Source organism: Inquilinus limosus (genome assembly GCF_002195995.1).
In the GTDB taxonomy this organism is placed as follows: domain Bacteria; phylum Pseudomonadota; class Alphaproteobacteria; order DSM-16000; family Inquilinaceae; genus Inquilinus; species Inquilinus limosus_C.
In genome coordinates this window covers 172,745-190,855 of record NZ_NHON01000002.1, presented here as the reverse complement: position 1 = coordinate 190,855, position 18,111 = coordinate 172,745, and the positions used below count along the sequence as shown (strand labels likewise).

Annotated in this window: 17 protein-coding genes; 9 read left to right on the top strand and 8 right to left on the bottom strand. The window is 71.1% G+C overall.

Annotated features, from left to right (window positions below; translation table 11 throughout):
* The first annotated feature begins 2 nt into the window (after positions 1-2).
* Together BWR60_RS02395 and BWR60_RS02390 are read left to right on the top strand one after the other, a co-directional pair.
* On the top strand, positions 3-839 hold the full coding sequence (locus tag BWR60_RS02395; RefSeq protein WP_230982923.1) for an ABC transporter ATP-binding protein: 837 nt from the start codon (positions 3-5) through the stop codon (positions 837-839).
* On the top strand, positions 836-1,597 hold the full coding sequence (locus tag BWR60_RS02390; RefSeq protein ID WP_218823303.1) for an ABC transporter ATP-binding protein: 762 nt from the start codon (positions 836-838) through the stop codon (positions 1,595-1,597). The genes BWR60_RS02395 and BWR60_RS02390 overlap by 4 nt, the downstream gene beginning before the upstream one ends.
* Positions 1,598-1,776: 179 nt before the next feature.
* On the opposite strand, the gene BWR60_RS02385 is transcribed toward BWR60_RS02390, so the two are convergent.
* The 4 genes from BWR60_RS02385 to BWR60_RS02370 all read right to left on the bottom strand — a co-directional run bounded on the left by BWR60_RS02385 (position 1,777) and on the right by BWR60_RS02370 (position 5,491).
* Positions 1,777-2,541, bottom strand: a complete 765-nt coding sequence (locus BWR60_RS02385) for an SDR family NAD(P)-dependent oxidoreductase (protein ID WP_088149387.1) — start codon at positions 2,539-2,541, stop codon at positions 1,777-1,779.
* A 240-nt stretch (positions 2,542-2,781) separates the two neighbouring features.
* Entirely contained in the window at positions 2,782-3,807 is a 1,026-nt protein-coding gene (locus BWR60_RS02380) for a ketopantoate reductase family protein (protein WP_088149386.1), read from the bottom strand.
* On the bottom strand, positions 3,804-4,505 hold the full coding sequence (locus BWR60_RS02375) for a creatininase family protein (RefSeq protein WP_088149385.1): 702 nt from the start codon (positions 4,503-4,505) through the stop codon (positions 3,804-3,806). Before BWR60_RS02375 ends, BWR60_RS02380 begins: the two co-directional genes overlap by 4 nt.
* On the bottom strand, positions 4,502-5,491 hold the full coding sequence (locus BWR60_RS02370) for a GntR family transcriptional regulator (RefSeq protein WP_088149384.1): 990 nt from the start codon (positions 5,489-5,491) through the stop codon (positions 4,502-4,504). Before BWR60_RS02370 ends, BWR60_RS02375 begins: the two co-directional genes overlap by 4 nt.
* A 208-nt stretch (positions 5,492-5,699) precedes the next feature.
* On the opposite strand from BWR60_RS02370, the gene BWR60_RS02365 reads away from it, so the two are divergent.
* From BWR60_RS02365 to BWR60_RS02340, 6 genes are all read left to right on the top strand, one after another.
* Positions 5,700-7,280 carry an ABC transporter substrate-binding protein gene (locus tag BWR60_RS02365; RefSeq protein ID WP_179221597.1) on the top strand — a complete coding sequence of 527 codons (1,581 nt, stop codon included), beginning with the start codon at positions 5,700-5,702 and terminating at the stop codon, positions 7,278-7,280.
* Positions 7,281-7,437: 157 nt separating this feature from the next.
* Positions 7,438-8,373, top strand: a complete 936-nt coding sequence (locus BWR60_RS02360; protein WP_088149382.1) for an ABC transporter permease — start codon at positions 7,438-7,440, stop codon at positions 8,371-8,373.
* The gene (locus BWR60_RS02355) at positions 8,370-9,209 is read left to right on the top strand and encodes an ABC transporter permease (protein WP_088149381.1); all 840 of its coding nucleotides are present in this window, start codon (positions 8,370-8,372) and stop codon (positions 9,207-9,209) included. The genes BWR60_RS02360 and BWR60_RS02355 overlap by 4 nt, the downstream gene beginning before the upstream one ends.
* Positions 9,206-10,195, top strand: coding sequence for an ABC transporter ATP-binding protein (locus BWR60_RS02350; protein WP_088149380.1), 990 nt, complete (start codon positions 9,206-9,208; stop codon positions 10,193-10,195). Before BWR60_RS02355 ends, BWR60_RS02350 begins: the two co-directional genes overlap by 4 nt.
* Positions 10,192-11,220 carry an ABC transporter ATP-binding protein gene (locus tag BWR60_RS02345; RefSeq protein WP_088149379.1) on the top strand — a complete coding sequence of 343 codons (1,029 nt, stop codon included), beginning with the start codon at positions 10,192-10,194 and terminating at the stop codon, positions 11,218-11,220. The genes BWR60_RS02350 and BWR60_RS02345 overlap by 4 nt, the downstream gene beginning before the upstream one ends.
* A complete protein-coding gene (locus BWR60_RS02340; RefSeq protein WP_088149378.1) occupies positions 11,210-12,730 on the top strand; it encodes a carboxypeptidase M32 in 1,521 nt (506 codons plus the stop codon). The genes BWR60_RS02345 and BWR60_RS02340 overlap by 11 nt, the downstream gene beginning before the upstream one ends.
* 152 nt (positions 12,731-12,882) lie before the next feature.
* On the opposite strand, the gene BWR60_RS02335 is transcribed toward BWR60_RS02340, so the two are convergent.
* On the bottom strand, positions 12,883-13,527 hold the full coding sequence (locus BWR60_RS02335) for an SGNH/GDSL hydrolase family protein (RefSeq protein WP_179221596.1): 645 nt from the start codon (positions 13,525-13,527) through the stop codon (positions 12,883-12,885).
* 385 nt (positions 13,528-13,912) lie between these two features.
* Here BWR60_RS02335 and BWR60_RS02330 point away from each other — a divergent pair, with 385 nt between their 5' ends.
* Entirely contained in the window at positions 13,913-14,311 is a 399-nt protein-coding gene (locus BWR60_RS02330) for a RidA family protein (RefSeq protein ID WP_088149376.1), read from the top strand.
* Between the two features lie 60 nt (positions 14,312-14,371).
* On the opposite strand, the gene poxB is transcribed toward BWR60_RS02330, so the two are convergent.
* From poxB to BWR60_RS02315, 3 genes are all read right to left on the bottom strand, one after another.
* Positions 14,372-16,099, bottom strand: a complete 1,728-nt coding sequence (gene poxB, locus BWR60_RS02325; protein ID WP_088149375.1) for a ubiquinone-dependent pyruvate dehydrogenase — start codon at positions 16,097-16,099, stop codon at positions 14,372-14,374.
* Between the two features lie 116 nt (positions 16,100-16,215).
* The gene (locus BWR60_RS02320; RefSeq protein ID WP_088149374.1) at positions 16,216-17,055 is read right to left on the bottom strand and encodes a BtpA/SgcQ family protein; all 840 of its coding nucleotides are present in this window, start codon (positions 17,053-17,055) and stop codon (positions 16,216-16,218) included.
* Positions 17,052-17,972, bottom strand: a complete 921-nt coding sequence (locus BWR60_RS02315) for a ribokinase (RefSeq protein WP_088149373.1) — start codon at positions 17,970-17,972, stop codon at positions 17,052-17,054. Before BWR60_RS02315 ends, BWR60_RS02320 begins: the two co-directional genes overlap by 4 nt.
* Positions 17,973-18,111 lie beyond the last annotated feature (139 nt).

Here is an 18,111-nt window from a genome sequence, read left to right as displayed (position 1 = left end):
CCATGCTCCAGGTTGACAACCTGTCCGTCACCTTCGGCCATGGCAGCTACGAGGTCCGGGCGGTGCGCGACGTCAGCTTCGCGCTGGGCCGCGAGCGGCTGGGCATCGTCGGCGAATCCGGCTCCGGAAAATCCACGGCCGGGCGCGCCATCATGCGGCTGCAGCCCAAGGGCGCGCAGGTCCGGGCCGACGCCCTGCGCTTCGCCGGCCGCGACCTGCTGGCCCTGCCCGAGCGCGAGCTGACCCGGATCCGCGGCCGCGACATGGCCCTGATCCTGCAGGACCCGCGCTATTCGCTGAACCCGGTGAAGCCGATCGGGGCGCAGATCGCGGAATCGGCGCGGGTGCATCTGAAGCTGGGTAGCCGGGCGGCGCGCAAGGCGGCGCTGGAGATGCTGGGCCATGTCCGGATCCGCGACCCGGAGCGGACCATGGGCCTGTACCCGCACGAGATCTCCGGCGGCATGGGTCAGCGCGCCATGATCGCGATGATGCTGCTGAACAAGCCGAAGCTGGTGATCGCCGACGAGCCGACCTCGGCGCTGGACGTCAGCGTGCGCCAGGACGTGCTGACCCTGCTGGACGGGCTGGTGCGGGAGAATGGCTCCGGCCTGATCCTGATCAGCCACGACATCCGCATGGTGGCGCGCTTCTGCAACCGCATCCTGGTGATGTATGCCGGACGGGTGGTCGAGGAGCTGCGCTCGCTCGACGACGCCGCGCATCCCTACACGCGGGGCCTGATCGCCTCGATGCCCGGCTTCGACGGGCCGCGGCCGCACCGGCTGCCGGTGATCGACCGCGCCGGCCTCGCCGCCTTCGAGGAGGCCGCCCGATGACCGCGCCTTACGCCGACGCCATGGTGCGGGCCGTGGATCTCGACGTCCGCTTCCAGTCCCGCCGCGGCACGGCGCATGCGGTGAAGGGCGTCTCCTTCGCGGTCGAGCCCGGCGGCGCCCTGGGCATCGTCGGCGAATCCGGCTGCGGCAAGTCGACCGTGCTGCGCTCCCTCGCCGGGCTGGAGCAGCGCTGGACCGGGCAGATCGAGCTGGCGGGCCACCCGGTCGGGCCGCGGCGCGGCCGCAACGAGCTGGCCCGGGTGCAGATGGTGTTCCAGGACCCCTACGGGTCGCTGCATCCGCGCCACAGCATCGGCCGCGCCCTGGCCGAGCCGCTGATCGCGATGGGCTTGGCCGATCCCTGGGACCATGTGCCGGGCGCCCTGGCGCGGGTGGGCCTGCCCGCCCGCTTCGCCGAGCGCTATCCGCACCAGCTGTCGGGCGGCCAGCGCCAGCGCGTGGCCATCGCCCGGGCGCTGGCGCTGCGCCCGCCGATCGTGCTGCTGGACGAGCCGACCTCCGCCCTCGACGTCTCGATCCAGGCGGAGATCCTGAACCTGCTGATGGCGCTGCGCGAGGAGCACCGGCTGACCTATGTCTTCGTCAGCCACGACCTGGCCGTGGTCGGGCAGATGTGCGACCGGGTGCTGGTGATGAAGGACGGCGCGGTGGTCGAGGAACTGGCGGCCGACGCCCTGCGCGCCCGCAGCGTCGAGGCCCCCTACACGCGGGAGCTGATCGCCAATAGCTTCCTCTGACGAAGGCTTGTACCGGCTGCCCGAGATATTGATCCGTCATGGCGAGCCCCGAAGGGGCGTGGCCATCCAGGGCGGCTCGCACCGGCCCCTGGATGGCCCATTCTTAACTCAAAGGGGCGGCTTCGCCTCCTCGCCATGACGGGGAAGGTGTCGAAGAGCCGATCTCAAAGGCCCCGGTACTACTTCCCGCCGTCGACGCTCAGCACCTGGCCGCTGATCCAGCCGGCGGCGTCGGAGGCGAAGAACAGCACGGCGTTGGTGATGTCCTCGACCGTGCCCAGCCGGCGCAGCGCGATCGCATTCATCAGCCGGGCCTGCCCCGCCTCGCCCATCGCCTCCCATTGCCGCTCCGTCGTCGGGTTGGAGCGGACAAAGCCCGGCGCGACGTTGTTCACGGTGATGCCCCAGGCCCCCAGCTCATGCGCCAGCTGGCGGGTCAGGCCGATCTGCCCGGCCTTGGCGCTGGCATAGGCCTGGATCCCGGTCAGGCTGACGCCGAGGCCGGCGCCGCTGGAGATGTTGACGATGCGGCCGGCGCCCCGCCGCTTCATCCCCGGCGCCACCGCCTGGGCGCACCAGAAGGCGCCCGACAGGTTGACATCGAAGATCCCCTGCCAGGCCTCGGGCCCGATCTCCTCGATCGGCCGGCCGACCTGGCCCAGCACGCCGCCGGCATTGTTGACCAGCACGTCGACCGCGCCGGTGGCCGACGCCGCCTCGGCCTCCGCCACCAGGGCCTGTACCGCGCCGCGGTCGGTGACGTCGACGGCGCGCACCGCCCCCGCCGGCCCGATCAGCCGCCCGGTCTCGGCCAGCTCCGCCGCCAGCACGTCGCAGGCCCAGACCGTCGCGCCGCGCCCGGCGAAGGCGGCGGCGATGGCCCGGCCGAAGCCGTGCGCCGCGCCGGTGACGATCACGGTCCGGCCGGTGAAATTCTGAGTCATGAGAAGCCTCCCGCTTGGAGCCAGACCATTTCGGGTCGTGCCGCGCCAACGCGCGATACGATGCTGGGCGTCATTGCGTAACCTCTCCCGCCGGACGCGGGAGAGGTCGGGCGTCCGCAGGACGACCGGGTGAGGGCTGGCCCAGGCCTCGACAAACTCTCCTCACCCGGAGCCGCTTCGCGTCTCCGACCTCTCCCGCAAGCGGGAGAGGCAACGTCCGCGTAACCTGGCATCGCCCGCTCAGGCCGACACGGTCTCGAGCTCGTCCAGCAGGGACAGCGCCATCGCGCGCCGCCCGGCCTCGATGTCGTGGATCAGCACGATCAGCCGCGCCGTGATCGGGGTCGGCACGCCGTGCTGCGCCCCGATCTCGACGATCGGGCCGAGCTGGGCGTCGACCTCGGTCGGTCGGCGGCGCACCGCCAGGTCGCGCCAGATGCCGGAGTGGCTTTTCGCCGATTTGCGGTTATGCGCCACCATGTCGTCGAAGGACCGGGTGGTCGCCTCGGCCGGCGCGCCGGGCCGGAAGGCCGTGGGGTCGAAGCCGTCGAAGGCTTCCGGCCGGATGCCCGCCGCCGCCGCGACGGCGCCGACCTCCAGCCCCAGCCGGGTCAGCACCGGCCGGTGGCGCGGCGCCGCCAGCACGTCGGCGATCGAGTCCGGCGTCACCGCCGTGGCGAACAGGAGCGCGCCATAGATCAGCTTGCCCCAGAGATAGCCCCAGATGTTGTCGGTCAGCACCGCGTTCGGCTCGAACCGCCGCATCAGGCCGTGCAGCTGCTCGATCCGCGGCGTGCGCTCGCCATCCAGCTCGCCGACCACCACCGCGCCGCGGCCGCCATGCAGGATCACGCCGGGTTCGATGTAGTCGGCACCGAAATTGACGAAGCAGCCGATCGTCCGGGCCTTGTCGATTCTCGCCGCGATCACCCGCTCGTTCAGCCCGTTCTGCAGCGAGGCGACATAGCCGCAGCGGGCCAGATGCGGGGCCACGGCCTCGATCGCCGCCGCGGTGTGGTGCGCCTTGACGCAGAGGAAGACACGGTCGAACTCGCCCTCGACCGCGTCGGGGGTCACTGCGCGGGCCGGCACCGTGTATTCGGCCAGGGGGCCGGTGATGCGCAGGCCGCGCTGGTTGATCGCGGCGACGTGGTCGGCCGCCTGGTCGACGAACAGCACGTCCATCCCGGCACGGATCAGGGCGGCGCCGACGCTGCCGCCGATGGCGCCGGCGCCCCAGATCAGGATCGGCGTGGTCGCGCTCATGCCCAGGGCCCCTCGAGCAGGGCGCGGGTCTCGGCCACCGCCACCTGCCAGATCGCCAGCAGCTCCTCGTCCGGGCGCTGGTAGTGGCCGCCGAAATTGCCGTCGCCGAGATAGCGCCGCACCGCCTCGGGATCCATCACCCGCATCCGGGCGGAGTCGATCATCGGCTTGCGCTGGGTCGGCTGGTCGACCCCGGCCAGCCGGGTCCACGGGAAATTCTCCATCCAGGAGGCGTGCGAGGCTTGGGCGTCGATCGACTGCACCTTGGCCCAGGTCTCGGGCGCGTTCCACCAGCTGTGGAACTTCACCGCCGTGCCCGGATGCGTGGTCATCCATTCGGTCGCCACCGACTGGGCCGGCTGGTTGCCGCCATGGCCGTTGACGATCAGGATGCGACGGAAACCGGTGCGGTGCAGGCTGTCCAGGATGTCCTGCACCAGCCTGGCATAGGTCTCGACCCGCAGGCTGACCGTGCCGGGATAGGCCAGGAAATACGGGGTGATGCCGTAGGCGACGACCGGGAACACCGGCACGCCCAGCGGCTCCGCCGCCTCGGCCCCGACCCGCTCGCTGAGGACGCTGTCGACCGACAGGCTCAAGCCCGCATGCTGCTCGGTGCTGCCCAGCGGCAGCACGGCGCGGTCGTCGCGCTGGAGATAGGCTTCCACCTGGCTCCAGTTCATCTCGCTGATCTTCACGGCACGGCCTCCTGCGGTTCGGCGATGCCCTCGGCCTCGGGCGAGAGCAAGGGGACGATCTGCTGGTCGACATCCACCGGGTCCGGGCTGTGCCGGTACTCGATGGCCCGGACGCCGGGGCGCAGTCGGGGCAGCACGCTCTCGGCGCCGGTGGACAGGACGACGACGTCGGACTGGTCGATCACGGTCTCCAGCGCCGGCGTGCCCAGCGCGGCGGCAACGACCTGGCGGACATGCGGGGCGAAGCGCTGCACCCCCGACTTCATGATCGGCAGGAAGTCGGCGAAGCGCGAGGCGATGCCGAGGCGGGCCAGCGGGTCCAGCCCGGCCAGGGCCCGCCGCGTCTCCTCCGACGGGATGAAACGGATCGCGATCACCCGGCTGTCCGGCAGCAGCGCCGCGGCCTCGCGCTGGCGATTCGGGAAGGTCACCACCAGCTCGGCCTCCGCCGCCCGGCGGCGCGCCGAATCGTCGCCGCGCAGCTCGTCCATGGTCAGGGGCTGCACCGCCGTGCCGGGCGGCAGGCGCGACTGGATCGCCGCGGCATAGGCGCGGGTGGCGTCGCGGAACAGGCCGAGCATGACGACGCTGCGCGCCCGCCGCCGTGGGCGGCGTTGTGACAGGCAAGCCTGGACCATGCCGGTCAGGTCGGCCGGGGTCAGCCCGATCGCCGCGGCGTCGTCGATCAGGTGGTCCAGCCGGCGCTGGATCTCGGCGATCTCGGTGCGGGGCCGCTGCCGCGGCTCGCTGCTCTCGGCCACGAAGCAGCCGCGGCCGCGCCGGGTCTCGATCAGCCCGGCCTCGCGCAGGCCGCGATAGACCAGCGCCACCGTCATCGGCGCCACCGCCAGCCTCTCCGCCAGCTCGCGCACCGAGGGCAGCCGTTCGCCCGGGCTCAGCTCACCGCAGGCGATGCCGTATTCGATCAGGCCCTTGACCTGGAGCCCGAGAGGCACCGGGAGCTCGCGGTCGATCTGCAGCTTCATGGGGCGGTCGTCTCCTGTATCAACCGACTAGCACACTCATTCGCGCAGCGGCAACGTGGTTTCCGGATCCCGGCCAAGATGTTGCATTTGTTTCCGTATCCGGCGCCGCCAACGTCGATTGACTCTCTCGCCGCCGCAGCGTTAGCGTTCTAATACGCCAGAACACATGGCGACCCGGGAGGGGCTTCAATCAACAGTGGAGGTCGCGATGAGGATGCTGCTCAGGGCAGCCGTGGCGGCGGTTTTGCTGGCGGGGACGAGCGCGGGGGCGCTGGCGGTGGAGCGCGGCGGCGAGATGCGGTACGGCCGCTATGCCGACAGCCTGTTCCTGGACCCGGTGCTGAACGACGCCAATGTCGACATCTGGATCCTGACCAATCTCTACGACACGCTGCTGCAGCCCTCGGCCGACGGGCTGTCGGTGGAGCCGGGCCTGGCCAGCGCCTGGAAGGTGTCCGATGACGGCCTGTCCGTCACCCTGACTCTGCGCGACGGCACCAAGTTCTCCGACGGCAAGCCGATCACCGCCGACGACGTGAAATGGTCGCTGGACCGGGCCCGCAACCCGAAGAACGGCATCTGGAACAGCCTGGTCGCCTCGATCGCCGAGGTGACGGTCCAGGATCCGAAGACCGTGGTGCTGAAGCTGCAGCATCCGGACCCGGCGATCATCGCCGCGCTGTCGACCTTCAACACCGCGATCCTGCCCAAGGCCGCCTTCGAGGCGACGCCGGGCGCCACCGACGACGAGAAGGCGCATGCCTTCGCCGAGCACCCGGTCGGCTCCGGCCCCTTCATGTTCGACAAGTGGGAGCGCGGGTCGTCGATGCGGATCGTCCGCAACCCCTACTATTGGAAGATGGGCGAGGACGGGAAGCCCCTGCCCTATCTCGACGCGGTCGATTTCGAGATCATCCCGGACGACGCCACCCGCATCCTGAAGCTGCAGTCGGGCGAGCTGGACGGGGCCGAGTTTATCCCCTATGCCCGGGTGGCCGAGCTGCAGGGTGACGCCGACCTGCAGATGCAGCTCTACCCGTCGACCCGGGTGCAGTACATCGTCATGAACGTCCGGCCAAAGCTGGCCGATGGCAGCGACAACCCGCTGTCGAACGAGAAGGTACGGCAGGCGCTGAACTACGCCGTCGACAAGGACGCGATCATCCAGATCGTCACCCATGGCGTCGGCAAGCCGCAGACCTCCTACATGTCGTCGGCGACGCTGTACCATTCGGGCGACACGCCGCTGTACCCGGTCGATGTGGCCAAGGCCAAGCAGCTGCTGGCCGATGCCGGCTTCCCCAATGGGTTCACCACCAGCGTGATGGCGCTGCCGGGCAACCAGGACCAGCTCGGCATCGGCGCCGCCGTGCAGCAGATGTGGGCGGCGGTCGGGGTGAAGCTGGACATCGAGCAGGTCGACAACGCGACGCTGACCGACCGCTACCGCAAGGGCAATTTCTCGATGCGGATGGCGGCCTGGACCGACGACCTGAACGACCCCAGCGAGATCACCTCCTACTTCGCCTATTCGCCGGTGATCGACGCCCTGCATTCGGGCTGGAAGAACGACGAGGTCGACAAGCTGTTCGAGGCCTCGCAGAGGGAGAGCGACGCCAAGAAGCGGGCCGAGGAATACGCCCAGATCCAGAAGATCTACGCCGAGACCGGGCCGATCCTGTACCTGTACGAGACGCCCTATCCGGTGGCGCTGCGCAAGAATGTGCAGGGCTTTGTCCAGATCCCGCTCGGCAACAACATCTTCGCCGGGGCGTATCTGGCGAAGTGACTTTTTCAGCGTTGTCGACATCGTCATTGCGAGCGCAGCGAAGCAATCCAGGGGCCCCGGTGAACCGGCCCTGGATTGCTTCGTCGGCTTCGCCTCCTCGCAATGACGGTGAGGACGGGATCAAGGTCTCTGACCGTCGAGACAGGAGGCGCGGCCGGTGAACCTGAACCACGTGGCCAAGCGGCTGATCCAGCTGGTTCCGACCCTGTTCCTGGTGCTGGTCGTGATCTTCGTGCTGGTCCGGCTGCTGCCGGGCGACCCGACCAGCGCCATGCTGGGCGATCGCGCCACCGACGCCGACGTGGCGCGGCTGAACGCCCAGCTCGGCCTCGACCGGTCGATCCCGGCGCAGTTCCTGCTGTTCCTGCAGCGCATCGTCCAGGGCGATCTCGGCACCTCGATCCATCTCAAGGTGCCGGTGATGCGCCTGATCCTGGAGCGGATGCCGGTCACGCTGGTGCTGACCGGCTTCGCCGCCCTGCTGGCCCTGGTCCTGGCCGTGCCGCTGGCCTTCGCCGCGGCGATGCGGCGCGGGCGGGCGGCCGACACCGTGATCCGCGGCGCCTTCCAGGTCGGGCTGTCGATGCCGATCTTCTATCTCGGCCTGGTGCTGCTGACCGTGTTCGCCGCCGGGCTGCGCTGGTTCCCGGTCGGCGGCTATGGCGACGATTGGGGCGACCGGATCTGGCACCTGTTCCTGCCGGCGCTGACCCTGGCGCTGAGCCTGTCCGCCGTGCTGATGCGCAACCTTCGCGCCTCGATCATCGAGGTGCTGGGAGCCGAATATGTCGACTTCGCCCGGTCCAAGGGCCTGGCGCCGCGGCTGGTGCTGGGCCGGCACGTGCTGCGCAACGCCCTGATCTCGACCGTCACCCTGTTCGGCCTGTCGGTCGGCACGCTGATCGGCGGCGCCGTGATCACCGAGACGGTGTTCGCCATCCCGGGCGCCGGCCGGCTGATGATCGACAGCATCTACGGCCGCGACTATCCAGTGGTGCAGGGGCTGACCCTGGCGATGGCGGTGCTGGTGGCGCTGGTGTTCCTGGCGACAGACCTGGTGCAGGCCGCGCTCGACCCGCGGGTGAAGGCATGACCGCGGTCGGCCTGGCCCCGGCCCGCGCCCGGCGGCGCCCCTCCGCCGCGCTGATCGCCGGCCTCGTCATCGTCGGGGCCAGCCTGGTCCTGGCGATCGCGCCGCACCTCGTGGCGCCCTACGACCCGACCGCCTTCGACTATCGCGCCCTGATGAAGCCGCCGAGCTGGGGCCACCCTTTCGGCACCGACAATTTCGGCCGCGACATCCTCAGCCGGGTGATCTGGGCCTATCGCGTCGACATGCAGATCGCGGTGTTCACCACCATGTTCCCGGTGGTGTTCGGCACCGCGGTCGGGGCGCTGGTCGGCTATTACGGCGGGATCTGGGAGCCGATCTTCGGCCGCATCGTCGACGTGGTCATCACCTTCCCCTTCCTGGTGCTGGTGATCGCCATCGTCGCCGTGCTCGGGCCCGGCCTGGTCAACATGTATATCGCGGTCGGCGCCGTCGGCTGGGTGTTCTACGCCCGGTTGATCGCTGCCGAGATCAAGGTGCAGAACCGGCTGGACTATGCCGCCGCCGGCAAGGTGATGGGCTATAGCGACGCCCGCATCATCCTGCGCCACCTGCTGCCCAACACCGTCTCGCCGGTGCTGGTGTACTGGATGACCGACATGGCGCTGTCGATCCTGCTGGGGGCGAGCCTGGGCTATCTCGGCCTCGGCGCCCAGCCGCCGGCGGCGGAATGGGGCCTGCTGATCGCCGACGGCAAGAACTTCATGTCCCAGGCCTGGTGGATGACCATCTTCCCCGGCGTCGCGATCGTCATCACCGGCTTCGGCTTCAGCCTGCTGGGCGACGGCGTCGCCGACCTGCTGCGGCCCGAATCATGACCGAGACGGTGCTGTCGATCCGCGGCCTGACCGCGACGTTTCCGGCCGGCGGGGGCGAGGCGGCGGCAGTCGCCGGCGTCGACCTGGATCTGCGCGCCGGCGAGGTGCTGGGGCTGGTCGGCGAGAGCGGCTCGGGCAAGAGCGTCACCCTGCGCGCGGTGCTGGGGCTGGTGCGGCCGCCCGGCCGGGTCGGCGGCCAGGTGCTGTGGCAGGGCCGCGACCTGCGGACGCTGCCGGAGCCGGCGCTACGCCGGGTTCGCGGCGGCGAGATCGCCATGATCTTCCAGGAGCCGATGACGGCCTTGAACCCGGTGCTGCCGATCGGGCTGCAGATCGACGAGAGCCTGCGGACCCACACCGATCTCGGCCGCCGGGCGCGGCGCGACCGGGCCCGCGAGCTGCTGGACCTGGTCGGCATCCCGGCCGCCGCCCGGCGGCTCGACGATTATCCGCACCAGTTCTCCGGCGGCATGCGGCAGCGGGCGATGATCGCCATCGCGCTCGCCTCGGAGCCGAAGCTGCTGCTGGCGGACGAGCCGACCACGGCGCTGGACGTCACCATCCAGGACCAGATCCTGACCCTGCTGCTGCAGCTGCGCGACCGGCTGGGGATGAGCGTGATCCTGGTGACCCACGACCTCGGCGTGGTGGCGCAGAGCTGCGACCGCATGGCGGTGATGTATGCCGGCCGGGTGGTCGAGACCGGGCCGGTCGCCGCCGTGTTCGAGCGGCCGCGCCATGCCTACACGCTCGGCCTGCTGAATTCGGTGCCGCGCGGCGGCGGCCCCCGGCTGCCGCTGCGCTCGATCGAGGGCGCCCCGCCGCCCTTGACCGAGCGGCCGCCCGGCTGCGCCTTCGCCCCGCGCTGCGCCTTCGCCACACAGCGCTGCCGGACCGAGCGGCCGGTGCTGGAGCCGGTGGGGCCGGACGCCGCCGCGGCCTGCTTCGAGAGCGATCGCGTCGCCGCCGCGAAGGACGCCGCATGATCGCGCCGATCCTGGAGATCACGGGGCTGACCAAGCGCTTCCGGCTGGAGCGCACGGTGGCCGACACGCTGCGCCGGCGGCCCCACCCGGCGGTGCATGCCCTGAACGGCATCGATCTGGCGGTCAAGCGCGGCGAGACGCTGGGCATCGTCGGCGAATCCGGCAGCGGCAAGTCGACGCTGGCCCGCTGCATCGTCCGGCTGATCGAGCCGGACGAGGGCACCCTGCGCTATGACGGCGTCGACATCCGGTCGCTGGAGGGGGCGGAGCGCCGCGCCTTCAACCGCCGGGTGCAGATGGTGTTCCAGGATCCGCGCGGCTCGCTGAACCCGCGCATGACCGTGCGCCAGACCCTGGCCGAGGCGCTGTCGGTGCACCGGATGCGGCCGCGGGCCCAGATCCCCGCCCGCATCGCCGAGCTCTTGGACCTGGTGCGGCTGCCGCGCGAGGCGGCGGACCGCTATCCGCACGAATTCTCCGGCGGCCAGCGCCAGCGCATCGGCATCGCCCGGGCGCTGTCGGTCGAGCCTGAATGCCTGATCGCGGACGAGCTGGTCTCCGCCCTCGATGTCTCGGTCCAGGCGCAGGTGGTGAACCTGCTGCTGGAGCTGCAGCAGCGGCTGGGCCTGACCGTGCTGTTCGTGGCGCACGACCTGCGCCTGGTGCGCCACCTGTCGCACCGGGTGGCGGTGATGTATCTCGGCGGCATCGTCGAGACTGGGGAGACCGAGGCGCTGTTCGCGGCGCCGCAGCACCCCTACACCCAGGCGCTGCTGGCTGCGGCGCCCGACCTGGACCCGGCCCGGCGCCACCGGGTGCCGGCGGCTCGGGGCGAGCTGCCCAGCCCGGTCGACCTGCCCGCCGGCTGCCCGTTCCATCCGCGCTGCCCGCACGCCTTCGACCGCTGCCGGGTGGAGGCGCCGCTGCCGCGCCCGACCGACACCGGCAGCGCCGCCTGCCATCTGCTGGACCGGGCGCCCGCCGCCGCAGTGCTGCCGCAGAAGGAAGCCGCCCATGGGCACTGACCGCTTCGCCGAGGAATCCGGCCGGCTGAACGATGTGCTGAACGCCGTCAACCTGCTGGTCTGGGATTCGCGCACGCAGATGCCGACGGGCGGCGCCGCGGCGCGAGGCCGGCAGATCGCCACGCTGACCGCCATCGCCCGGCAGATCGCGACCGGCCCGGCAATGCGCGACGCCCTGGCCGCAGCCCGTGACGAAGTGGCCGGCGAGCCCGAGACCAGCCGGCGCCGCCGCGCCGTCGCCGCGATGGAGGACGGCGTCGCGGCGCTGGACCGCATCCCCGAGATGCTGCTGCACGAGGCGGCGCTGCTGAAGACCGAGGCGCAGGCCGCCTGGGTCGCGGCCCGCGCCCGGTCCGACTTCCCGGCCTTCCGGCCGTATCTGGAGCGCAGCTTCGCCCTGCAGCGCCGGATCGCCGACGCGCTGGGCTGGTCCGAGCACCCCTATGACGCGCTGGTGGCGCAGTATGAGCCGGGCATGACCCTGGCCAAGCTGCGGCCGCTCTTCACCACGCTGCGGGGCCGGCTGGTGCCGCTGATGCAGCGGGTGCTGGACCGGCCGCCGGCGCGGCGCGACTTCCTGGACCGCGATTATCCGGTCGACCGGCAGAAGGCCTTCGCCCGGAGCCTGACCGAGCGGATCGGCTTCGACTATGCCCATGGCCGGCTGGACGAGACGGTGCACCCGTTCGAGATCTCCTTCACCCGCGACGATGTCCGCATCACCGCGCGCTACCGGCCGAACTACCTGCCGGCCGGGCTGTTCGCGGCGCTGCACGAGGCCGGGCACGGGATGTACGAGCAGGGCATCGACCCGGAGATCGGCCGGTCGGCGCTGGCGACCGACATCGTCAACCTCTACGCCGTCGGCGGCGCCAGCTTCGGCATGCACGAATCCCAGTCGCGGCTGCTGGAGAACCGGGTCGGCCGGTCCCGCCGCTTCTGGGAGCTGAATTTCGGCCTGCTGCGCGACGCCTTCCCGGAGCAGTTGGGCGATGTCTCGGCTACCGAATTCTGGCGTGCGGTCAACCATGTCCGGCCCGGGCTGATCCGGGTCGAGGCGGACGAGCTGACCTATGACCTGCACATCGCGCTGCGGGTCGAGCTGGAGGCCGCGGTGATCGCCGGCGACCTGGCCGTCGCCGACCTGCCGGCCGCCTGGGCCGAGCGGATGCGCGCCGATCTCGGCTTGGAGGTGCCGGACGACGCACGCGGCGTGCTGCAGGACGTGCACTGGTCGACTGGCTATGTCGGGTCGTTCCCGACCTACACGCTGGGCAACATCATGGCCTCGCAGCTGTTCGCGGCGGCGGAGCGCGACCCGACGGTGGCGGCCGGGCTGGAGGCCGGCGATTACATGCCGCTGAAGCTCTGGCTCAACCGCGCGGTGCACCGCCACGGCCGGTCGCGCACGCCCGAGGAGATCCTGCAGGCCGCGACCGGCAACGGCCTCGACCCCGAACCGTACCTCGCCTATCTGGAGGCCAAGTACCCGCTCGGCGAGGCGGGCTGAAGCCAGGGAGTCGATAGAAAGATCGTCATTGCGAGCGCAGCGAAGCAATCCAGGGACCAGTGCGCACCGGCCCCTGGATTGCTTCGTCGGCTTCGCCTCCTCGCAATGACGATTCTCTCGCAGGAAAGAGAACGGCCGTGCCTGACGGCCGGTCAGCGCACTGCCAGGAGTTGCTGCACGACGGGCACCAGCGCCTCGCCGATGGCCCGCGTGTTGGCGGCGTCGAGATGGATGCCGTCGACCGGTGACGCCGTGGCCACGCCGGCCGCGTCGAAGAAGGCGCAGCCGCAATAGTCCGCGGCGTCGCGATAGCGCGGCGCCAGCTTCCGGGATTCGTCGCTGCCGTGGCCGCCGGAAGGCTGCCAGTCGCCGCCCACGGTCGGCCCGAACAGCGGCGGCGCCACGATCAGCACCTGCGGCGCGGCCGTGCCCGCACCATAGGGATAGGTGCGGGCGATCTCGACCAGCCGCTCCATCCCCGCCCCGGCGCCTTGGGCGGTGCCGCAGACATGCGGCTTCAGGTCGTTGGTGCCGAGCATGATGATCACAAGGTCGAGCGGCGAATGGCTGCCCAGCAGCGTCGGCAGGATGCGCACGCCGTTGCGGTCGGCCGCCGCGCCATGGTCGTCGAACATCGTCGTGCGCCCACCCAGGCCCTCGGCGATCACCCGCGCCGCGCCACCCAGCCCGGCCTCCAGCACGCTGGGCCAGCGGTCCTCGAACGGGTGGCGGCCGCCGGTCTCGGCATCGGCGCCATAGGTCAGGCTGTCGCCGAAGGCGAGGATGGTCCTGGTCACGACGGTCCCTCCCGATCCTGCGCCGCCCGCCCCAGCAGCGTCGGCCGCTCCGGCGGCCTTGGTGTTGACCCGACGATCCAGCCGGATGTCGCCGTCGCCGCAGGTCGGGGCCACCGTGTCACAGAACGCGGTCCCGACGAAGCGCCGTGTCATCTCCGGCCGTCGTCGCGGATCTCCGCAAAAATTACATACCCCGCGTATGCCAATTGACATACGAGGCGTATGCATCGATATATCGACATACGGGGCGTATCTCAATGCTGTCCCGATCAGCGAAACGCAGAAGCCGGCCCCGACACGCGGGCGGATGCCCCTCGCCCTTCCGGCGGGGTCCGTCCCGGCCCGCTCGGGCTCCGGCCTGCCCAGTCCAGACAGGAGCAACCCTTTGGCCAAACGCGACGCGATCTTCCCTGCCGGCCGGCAGGCGCTGTATGAGATCAACCGCTACTCGGCGGCGATCCGCTCGGGCGATCTGCTGTTCGTCTCCGGCCAGGTCGGCAGCCGCGAAGACGGCTCGCCCGAGCCGGATTTCGCCAAGCAGGTCCGGCTTGCCTTCGCCAATCTCGCGGCGGTGCTGAAGGAAGCCGGCTGCACTTTCGACGACGTGGTCGACGTGACCACCTTCCACACCGACCCGGCCCGGCAGTGGGAGACGATCGCCCCGATTCGGCTGGAGGAGATCGGCGAGCCGCCCTACCCGAACTGGACGGCGGTGGGCGTGAACTGGCTGGCGGGCTTCGATTTCGAGATCAAGGTCATCGCCCGGATTCCCCGGCCCGCCTGACCGGCCGGCGGCGGCCCCGGGGGATGGGTGGGCGTCCGTCCCCGGGGCTCGCCGGCGCGGTCAGCGCCGCAGGTTGGAGCGCGCCAGCTCCACCACCTCGTCGACCCGGCCGTTCAGCACCGCCTTCAGCATGTACAGGCTGAAGCCCTTGGCCATCTCGGTGGTGACCTTGGGCGGCATCGCCAGCTCCATCCGGTTGACCACGGCGTCGATCAGCACCGGGCCGGGATGGGCCAGCGCCTCGGCGATCCGGTCCTCGACCTGGGCCGGATCCTCGATCCGCACGCCCTTGATGCCGATCGCCTCGGCCATGGCGGCGAAGTCCGGGTTCTGCAGCTCCGTCCCGGTGTCGAGGAAGCCGGAGGATTTCTGCTCCAACTCGATGAAGCCGAGCGAGCCGTTGTTGAACACCACCACCTTCACCGGCAGGCCGAGCTGCTTGAGGCTGAGCAGGTCGCCCATCAGCATGGTGAAGCCGCCATCGCCGGACAGCGAGACCACCTGCCGCTTCGGATCCGCCGCCTGGGCGCCGATCGCCTGGGCCAGGGCGTTGGCCATCGAGCCGTGCCAGAACGAGCCGAGCAGCCGCCGGCGGCCGTTCATCGCCAGGTAGCGCGCCGCCCACACGGTCGGCAGCCCGACATCGCAGGTGAAGACGGCGTCGTCCGCCGCCCGCTCGCTGACCACCCGGGCGATGTGCTGCGGGTGCAGCGGCCCGCCGGCGCGGCCGGTCGCCAGCTCGTCCAGCCCCCGCCGCGCCTCCTTGTAGCGCTGCACCGACTCGTCGAGATGCGCCCGGTCGGTCTTGGCCTGGAGGCGGGGCTGCAGCGCCTTGAGGGTCGAGGCGACGTCGCCGATCACGCCGAGATCGACCGGCACGCGCCGGCCGATCGCCTCGGCCCGCAGGTCGACCTGGGCGATGCGCGCGCCCTTCGGATAGAACTGCCGGTACGGGAAGTCGGTGCCCAGCATCAGCAGCGTATCGCAGGCCTCCATGGCGTAATAGCCGGAGGAGAAGCCGATCAGCCCGGTCATGCCGACATCGTAGGGGTTGTCGTACTCGACATGCTCCTTGCCGCGCATGGCATGGACCACCGGAGCCTTCAGCGTCTCGGCCAGCCGGATCACCGCGTCATGCGCCCCGGCGCAGCCGCTGCCGCACAGGATGGTGACGCGGGAGGCGCCGTTGAGCAGCTCGGCCAGCCGGTCCAGCGCCGTTTCCTGCGGGGTCACGGTCGGCCGGTCCGGCAGCAGGCCCTGCGGCTTCGGCGCCGGCGCGTCCGGCGCGGCCTTCAGCGCGATGTCGCCGGGGATCACCAGCACCGCCACGCCGCGGTCCGCCACCGCGCGGCGGACCGCGATCTCCAGCGCCCGCGGCATCTGCTCGGGGTTCGACACCAGCTCGCAATACAGGCTGCATTCGCGGAACAGCTGCTCCGGATGCGTTTCCTGGAAGTAGCCGGAGCCGATCTCGGGCGACGGGATATGGGCGGCGATGGCGACCACCGGCACCCGCGACCGGTGGCAGTCGAACAGGCCGTTGATCAGGTGCAGGTTGCCCGGGCCGCAGCTGCCGGCGCAGACGGCGAGGCCGCCGGTGACATGCGCGTCGGCCCCGGCGGCGAAGGCCGCCACCTCCTCGTGCCGGACATGCAGCCAGCGGATGCCGCCATGGCGCCGCAGCGAGTCGGTGAAGCCGTTCAGGCTGTCGCCGACGATGCCGTAGATGCGCTCGACACCGGCGGCGGCGAGGGTCTCGACCATCTGGTCGGCAACGGTTCTGGCCATGATGCTCTCCTGTCTGTCCGCGGCGCGGAGCTCGGCTCGGCCCATCCTCCGCGACCACGTCCCGCCTGTCGATGCGCGGAGTGGTCGCCGGGCCGGCAGGAAAGACGGCGAGCCGCCTACCGGTCGATGCCGGCGATGAAGCTGCGCACCCGTGCCGGGTCGACCGGGTTCCACCACACGCCGTCCCGCTTCAGCGCGCTGGCGACGATCACCGCGTCGACCACGCCGAGGATGGCGTTGACGTTCTCCGGCGTGACGCCGCTGCCGACCAGCGAGGGCAGCGTGGTGGCGCCGGCGATGGTGCGGATGTAGTCGAGGTCGGCGGCGTGTCCGGTGCGCTGGCCGGTGGCGATCACCGCATCGGCGTCGAAGAACGCGACATCACGCACCAACTCCTCCACCGGCCGGTCGCCGGTGATGGCGTGGGCGCCGTGCTTGACATGGGCGTCGGCGAAGACGCGGATGCCGTCGGCCCGCAGCCGGGCGCGGTAGCGCAGGGCGCGCGCCGCCTCGCCCTCGACGAAGCCCTCATTGGCGACATAGGCGTTGGCCCATTGGTTCACCCGGATGAAGGACGCCTGCGCCGCGCTGGCGATGGCGAAGGCCGGGATCGCGGCATTGGCCAGCACATTGATGCCGATCGGCTTGCCGAACTCGCGCCGGATGCGGTCGGCGATCACCGCCATATGCGACGCCGTCTCCGGCCCGATGTCGTCGGGCTTGGAGAACGGGATGTCGCCATGGTTCTCGACGATCAGCCCGTCGCAGCCTCCGGCCAGATAGGCCTCGGCATCGGCCATGGCGCGATCATAGATCGCCTCGACCCCGCCGCCGCGATGCTGCGGCGCGCCGGGCAGCGCCAGCAGGTGGACGACGCCGATCACCGCCTTGGTCCGGCCGAAGGTGTCGCGGATGGCGTGGCCACGGGTCTCGGCGACGGCTTTGGTCTCGGTCATCGCGTGGCCCCTCCTCGGGCCGGGGATGCGGGCAGGATCGCGTCGATCTCCGCCCGGCTCGGAAAGGATGACAGCACGCCCGGCCGGCTGACGCCGATGGCGGCGGCGCGGATGGCGACGGGCAGGGCGTCCTCGACCGACGCGCCCCGGTCCAGCAGCCCGGCCAGCACGCCGCACAGCAGGTCGCCGGCGCCGGCGGTGTCGACCGCCGCGACGGCAGGCGCGGGATGGTCCGTCCGGCCCTCCGCCGTCAGCACCGAGGCTCCGGCGGCGCCCAAAGTGACGACGACCATCGGCACGCCACGGCGCAGCAGGGTCTGCGCCGCCCGGTGCGGGTCGGCATCGCCGCCCAGCCGGCAGGCCTCGCCGCGATTGACCACCAGCAGGTCGGTCAGCGGCAGCACCGGGGCATAGGACTCACGGATCGGCGACGGGTTCAGGATGGTGCCGGCGCCGCGACTGCGGGCCAGGGTGAAGCAGTCCCGCACCGCCGCGATCCGCAGATTGCCCTGCATCAGCAGCAGGTCGCCGGCCCTGAGCGCCGCGTCCAGGCCGGTGCCCCGCGGCGGGGCGAAGCGGTCGGCGCAGGTCGTGACGCTGACGATGGCGTTCTCGCCTGCGGCGTCGACCTGGATCATCGACCGGTCGGTCGGACAATCGAGCCAGGCCAGCCCGGCGGTGTCGATCCCCTCCGCCGCCAGCCGCTCGGCCACCGCCTCGCCCACCGCGTCGATGCCGATGGCGGCGAACAGCCGGACGCGGGTGCCGGTGCGGGCCGCCGCCACCGCCTGGTTCAGCCCCTTCCCGCCTAGATCCTCTGCCATGCCGTCGGCCACGATCGTCTCCCCCGGCTCCGGGAAGCGCTGCAGCCGGTAGAGGGTGTCGAGACAGGCATTGCCGACGACATGGACGGTCATGAAGTTCCCATGGGTCTGCTCCGGCGGCGCGGTCCCCCCTCACCCTCCCGTCGCTGTCGCGCCGGGCCCCTCCCTCTCCCCGAGGAGAGGGAGGGGCCGCGCTTCACCTCTCCTTGGGGAGAGGTCGAAATCGCGCAGC

What these genes read in the sequence shown, in the direction of transcription:
- BWR60_RS02395 (WP_230982923.1), top strand. Translation starts at nt 3, where the DNA reads ATGCTCCAGGTTGACAACCTGTCCGTCACCTTCGGCCATGGCAGCTAC.
- BWR60_RS02390 (WP_218823303.1), top strand. Translation starts at nt 836, where the DNA reads ATGACCGCGCCTTACGCCGACGCCATGGTGCGGGCCGTGGATCTCGAC.
- BWR60_RS02385 (WP_088149387.1), bottom strand. Translation starts at nt 2,541, where the DNA reads ATGACTCAGAATTTCACCGGCCGGACCGTGATCGTCACCGGCGCGGCG.
- BWR60_RS02380 (WP_088149386.1), bottom strand. Translation starts at nt 3,807, where the DNA reads ATGAGCGCGACCACGCCGATCCTGATCTGGGGCGCCGGCGCCATCGGC.
- BWR60_RS02370 (WP_088149384.1), bottom strand. Translation starts at nt 5,491, where the DNA reads ATGAAGCTGCAGATCGACCGCGAGCTCCCGGTGCCTCTCGGGCTCCAG.
- BWR60_RS02365 (WP_179221597.1), top strand. Translation starts at nt 5,700, where the DNA reads ATGAGGATGCTGCTCAGGGCAGCCGTGGCGGCGGTTTTGCTGGCGGGG.
- BWR60_RS02355 (WP_088149381.1), top strand. Translation starts at nt 8,370, where the DNA reads ATGACCGCGGTCGGCCTGGCCCCGGCCCGCGCCCGGCGGCGCCCCTCC.
- BWR60_RS02350 (WP_088149380.1), top strand. Translation starts at nt 9,206, where the DNA reads ATGACCGAGACGGTGCTGTCGATCCGCGGCCTGACCGCGACGTTTCCG.
- BWR60_RS02345 (WP_088149379.1), top strand. Translation starts at nt 10,192, where the DNA reads ATGATCGCGCCGATCCTGGAGATCACGGGGCTGACCAAGCGCTTCCGG.
- BWR60_RS02340 (WP_088149378.1), top strand. Translation starts at nt 11,210, where the DNA reads ATGGGCACTGACCGCTTCGCCGAGGAATCCGGCCGGCTGAACGATGTG.
- poxB (WP_088149375.1), bottom strand. Translation starts at nt 16,099, where the DNA reads ATGGCCAGAACCGTTGCCGACCAGATGGTCGAGACCCTCGCCGCCGCC.
- BWR60_RS02320 (WP_088149374.1), bottom strand. Translation starts at nt 17,055, where the DNA reads ATGACCGAGACCAAAGCCGTCGCCGAGACCCGTGGCCACGCCATCCGC.
- BWR60_RS02315 (WP_088149373.1), bottom strand. Translation starts at nt 17,972, where the DNA reads ATGACCGTCCATGTCGTCGGCAATGCCTGTCTCGACACCCTCTACCGG.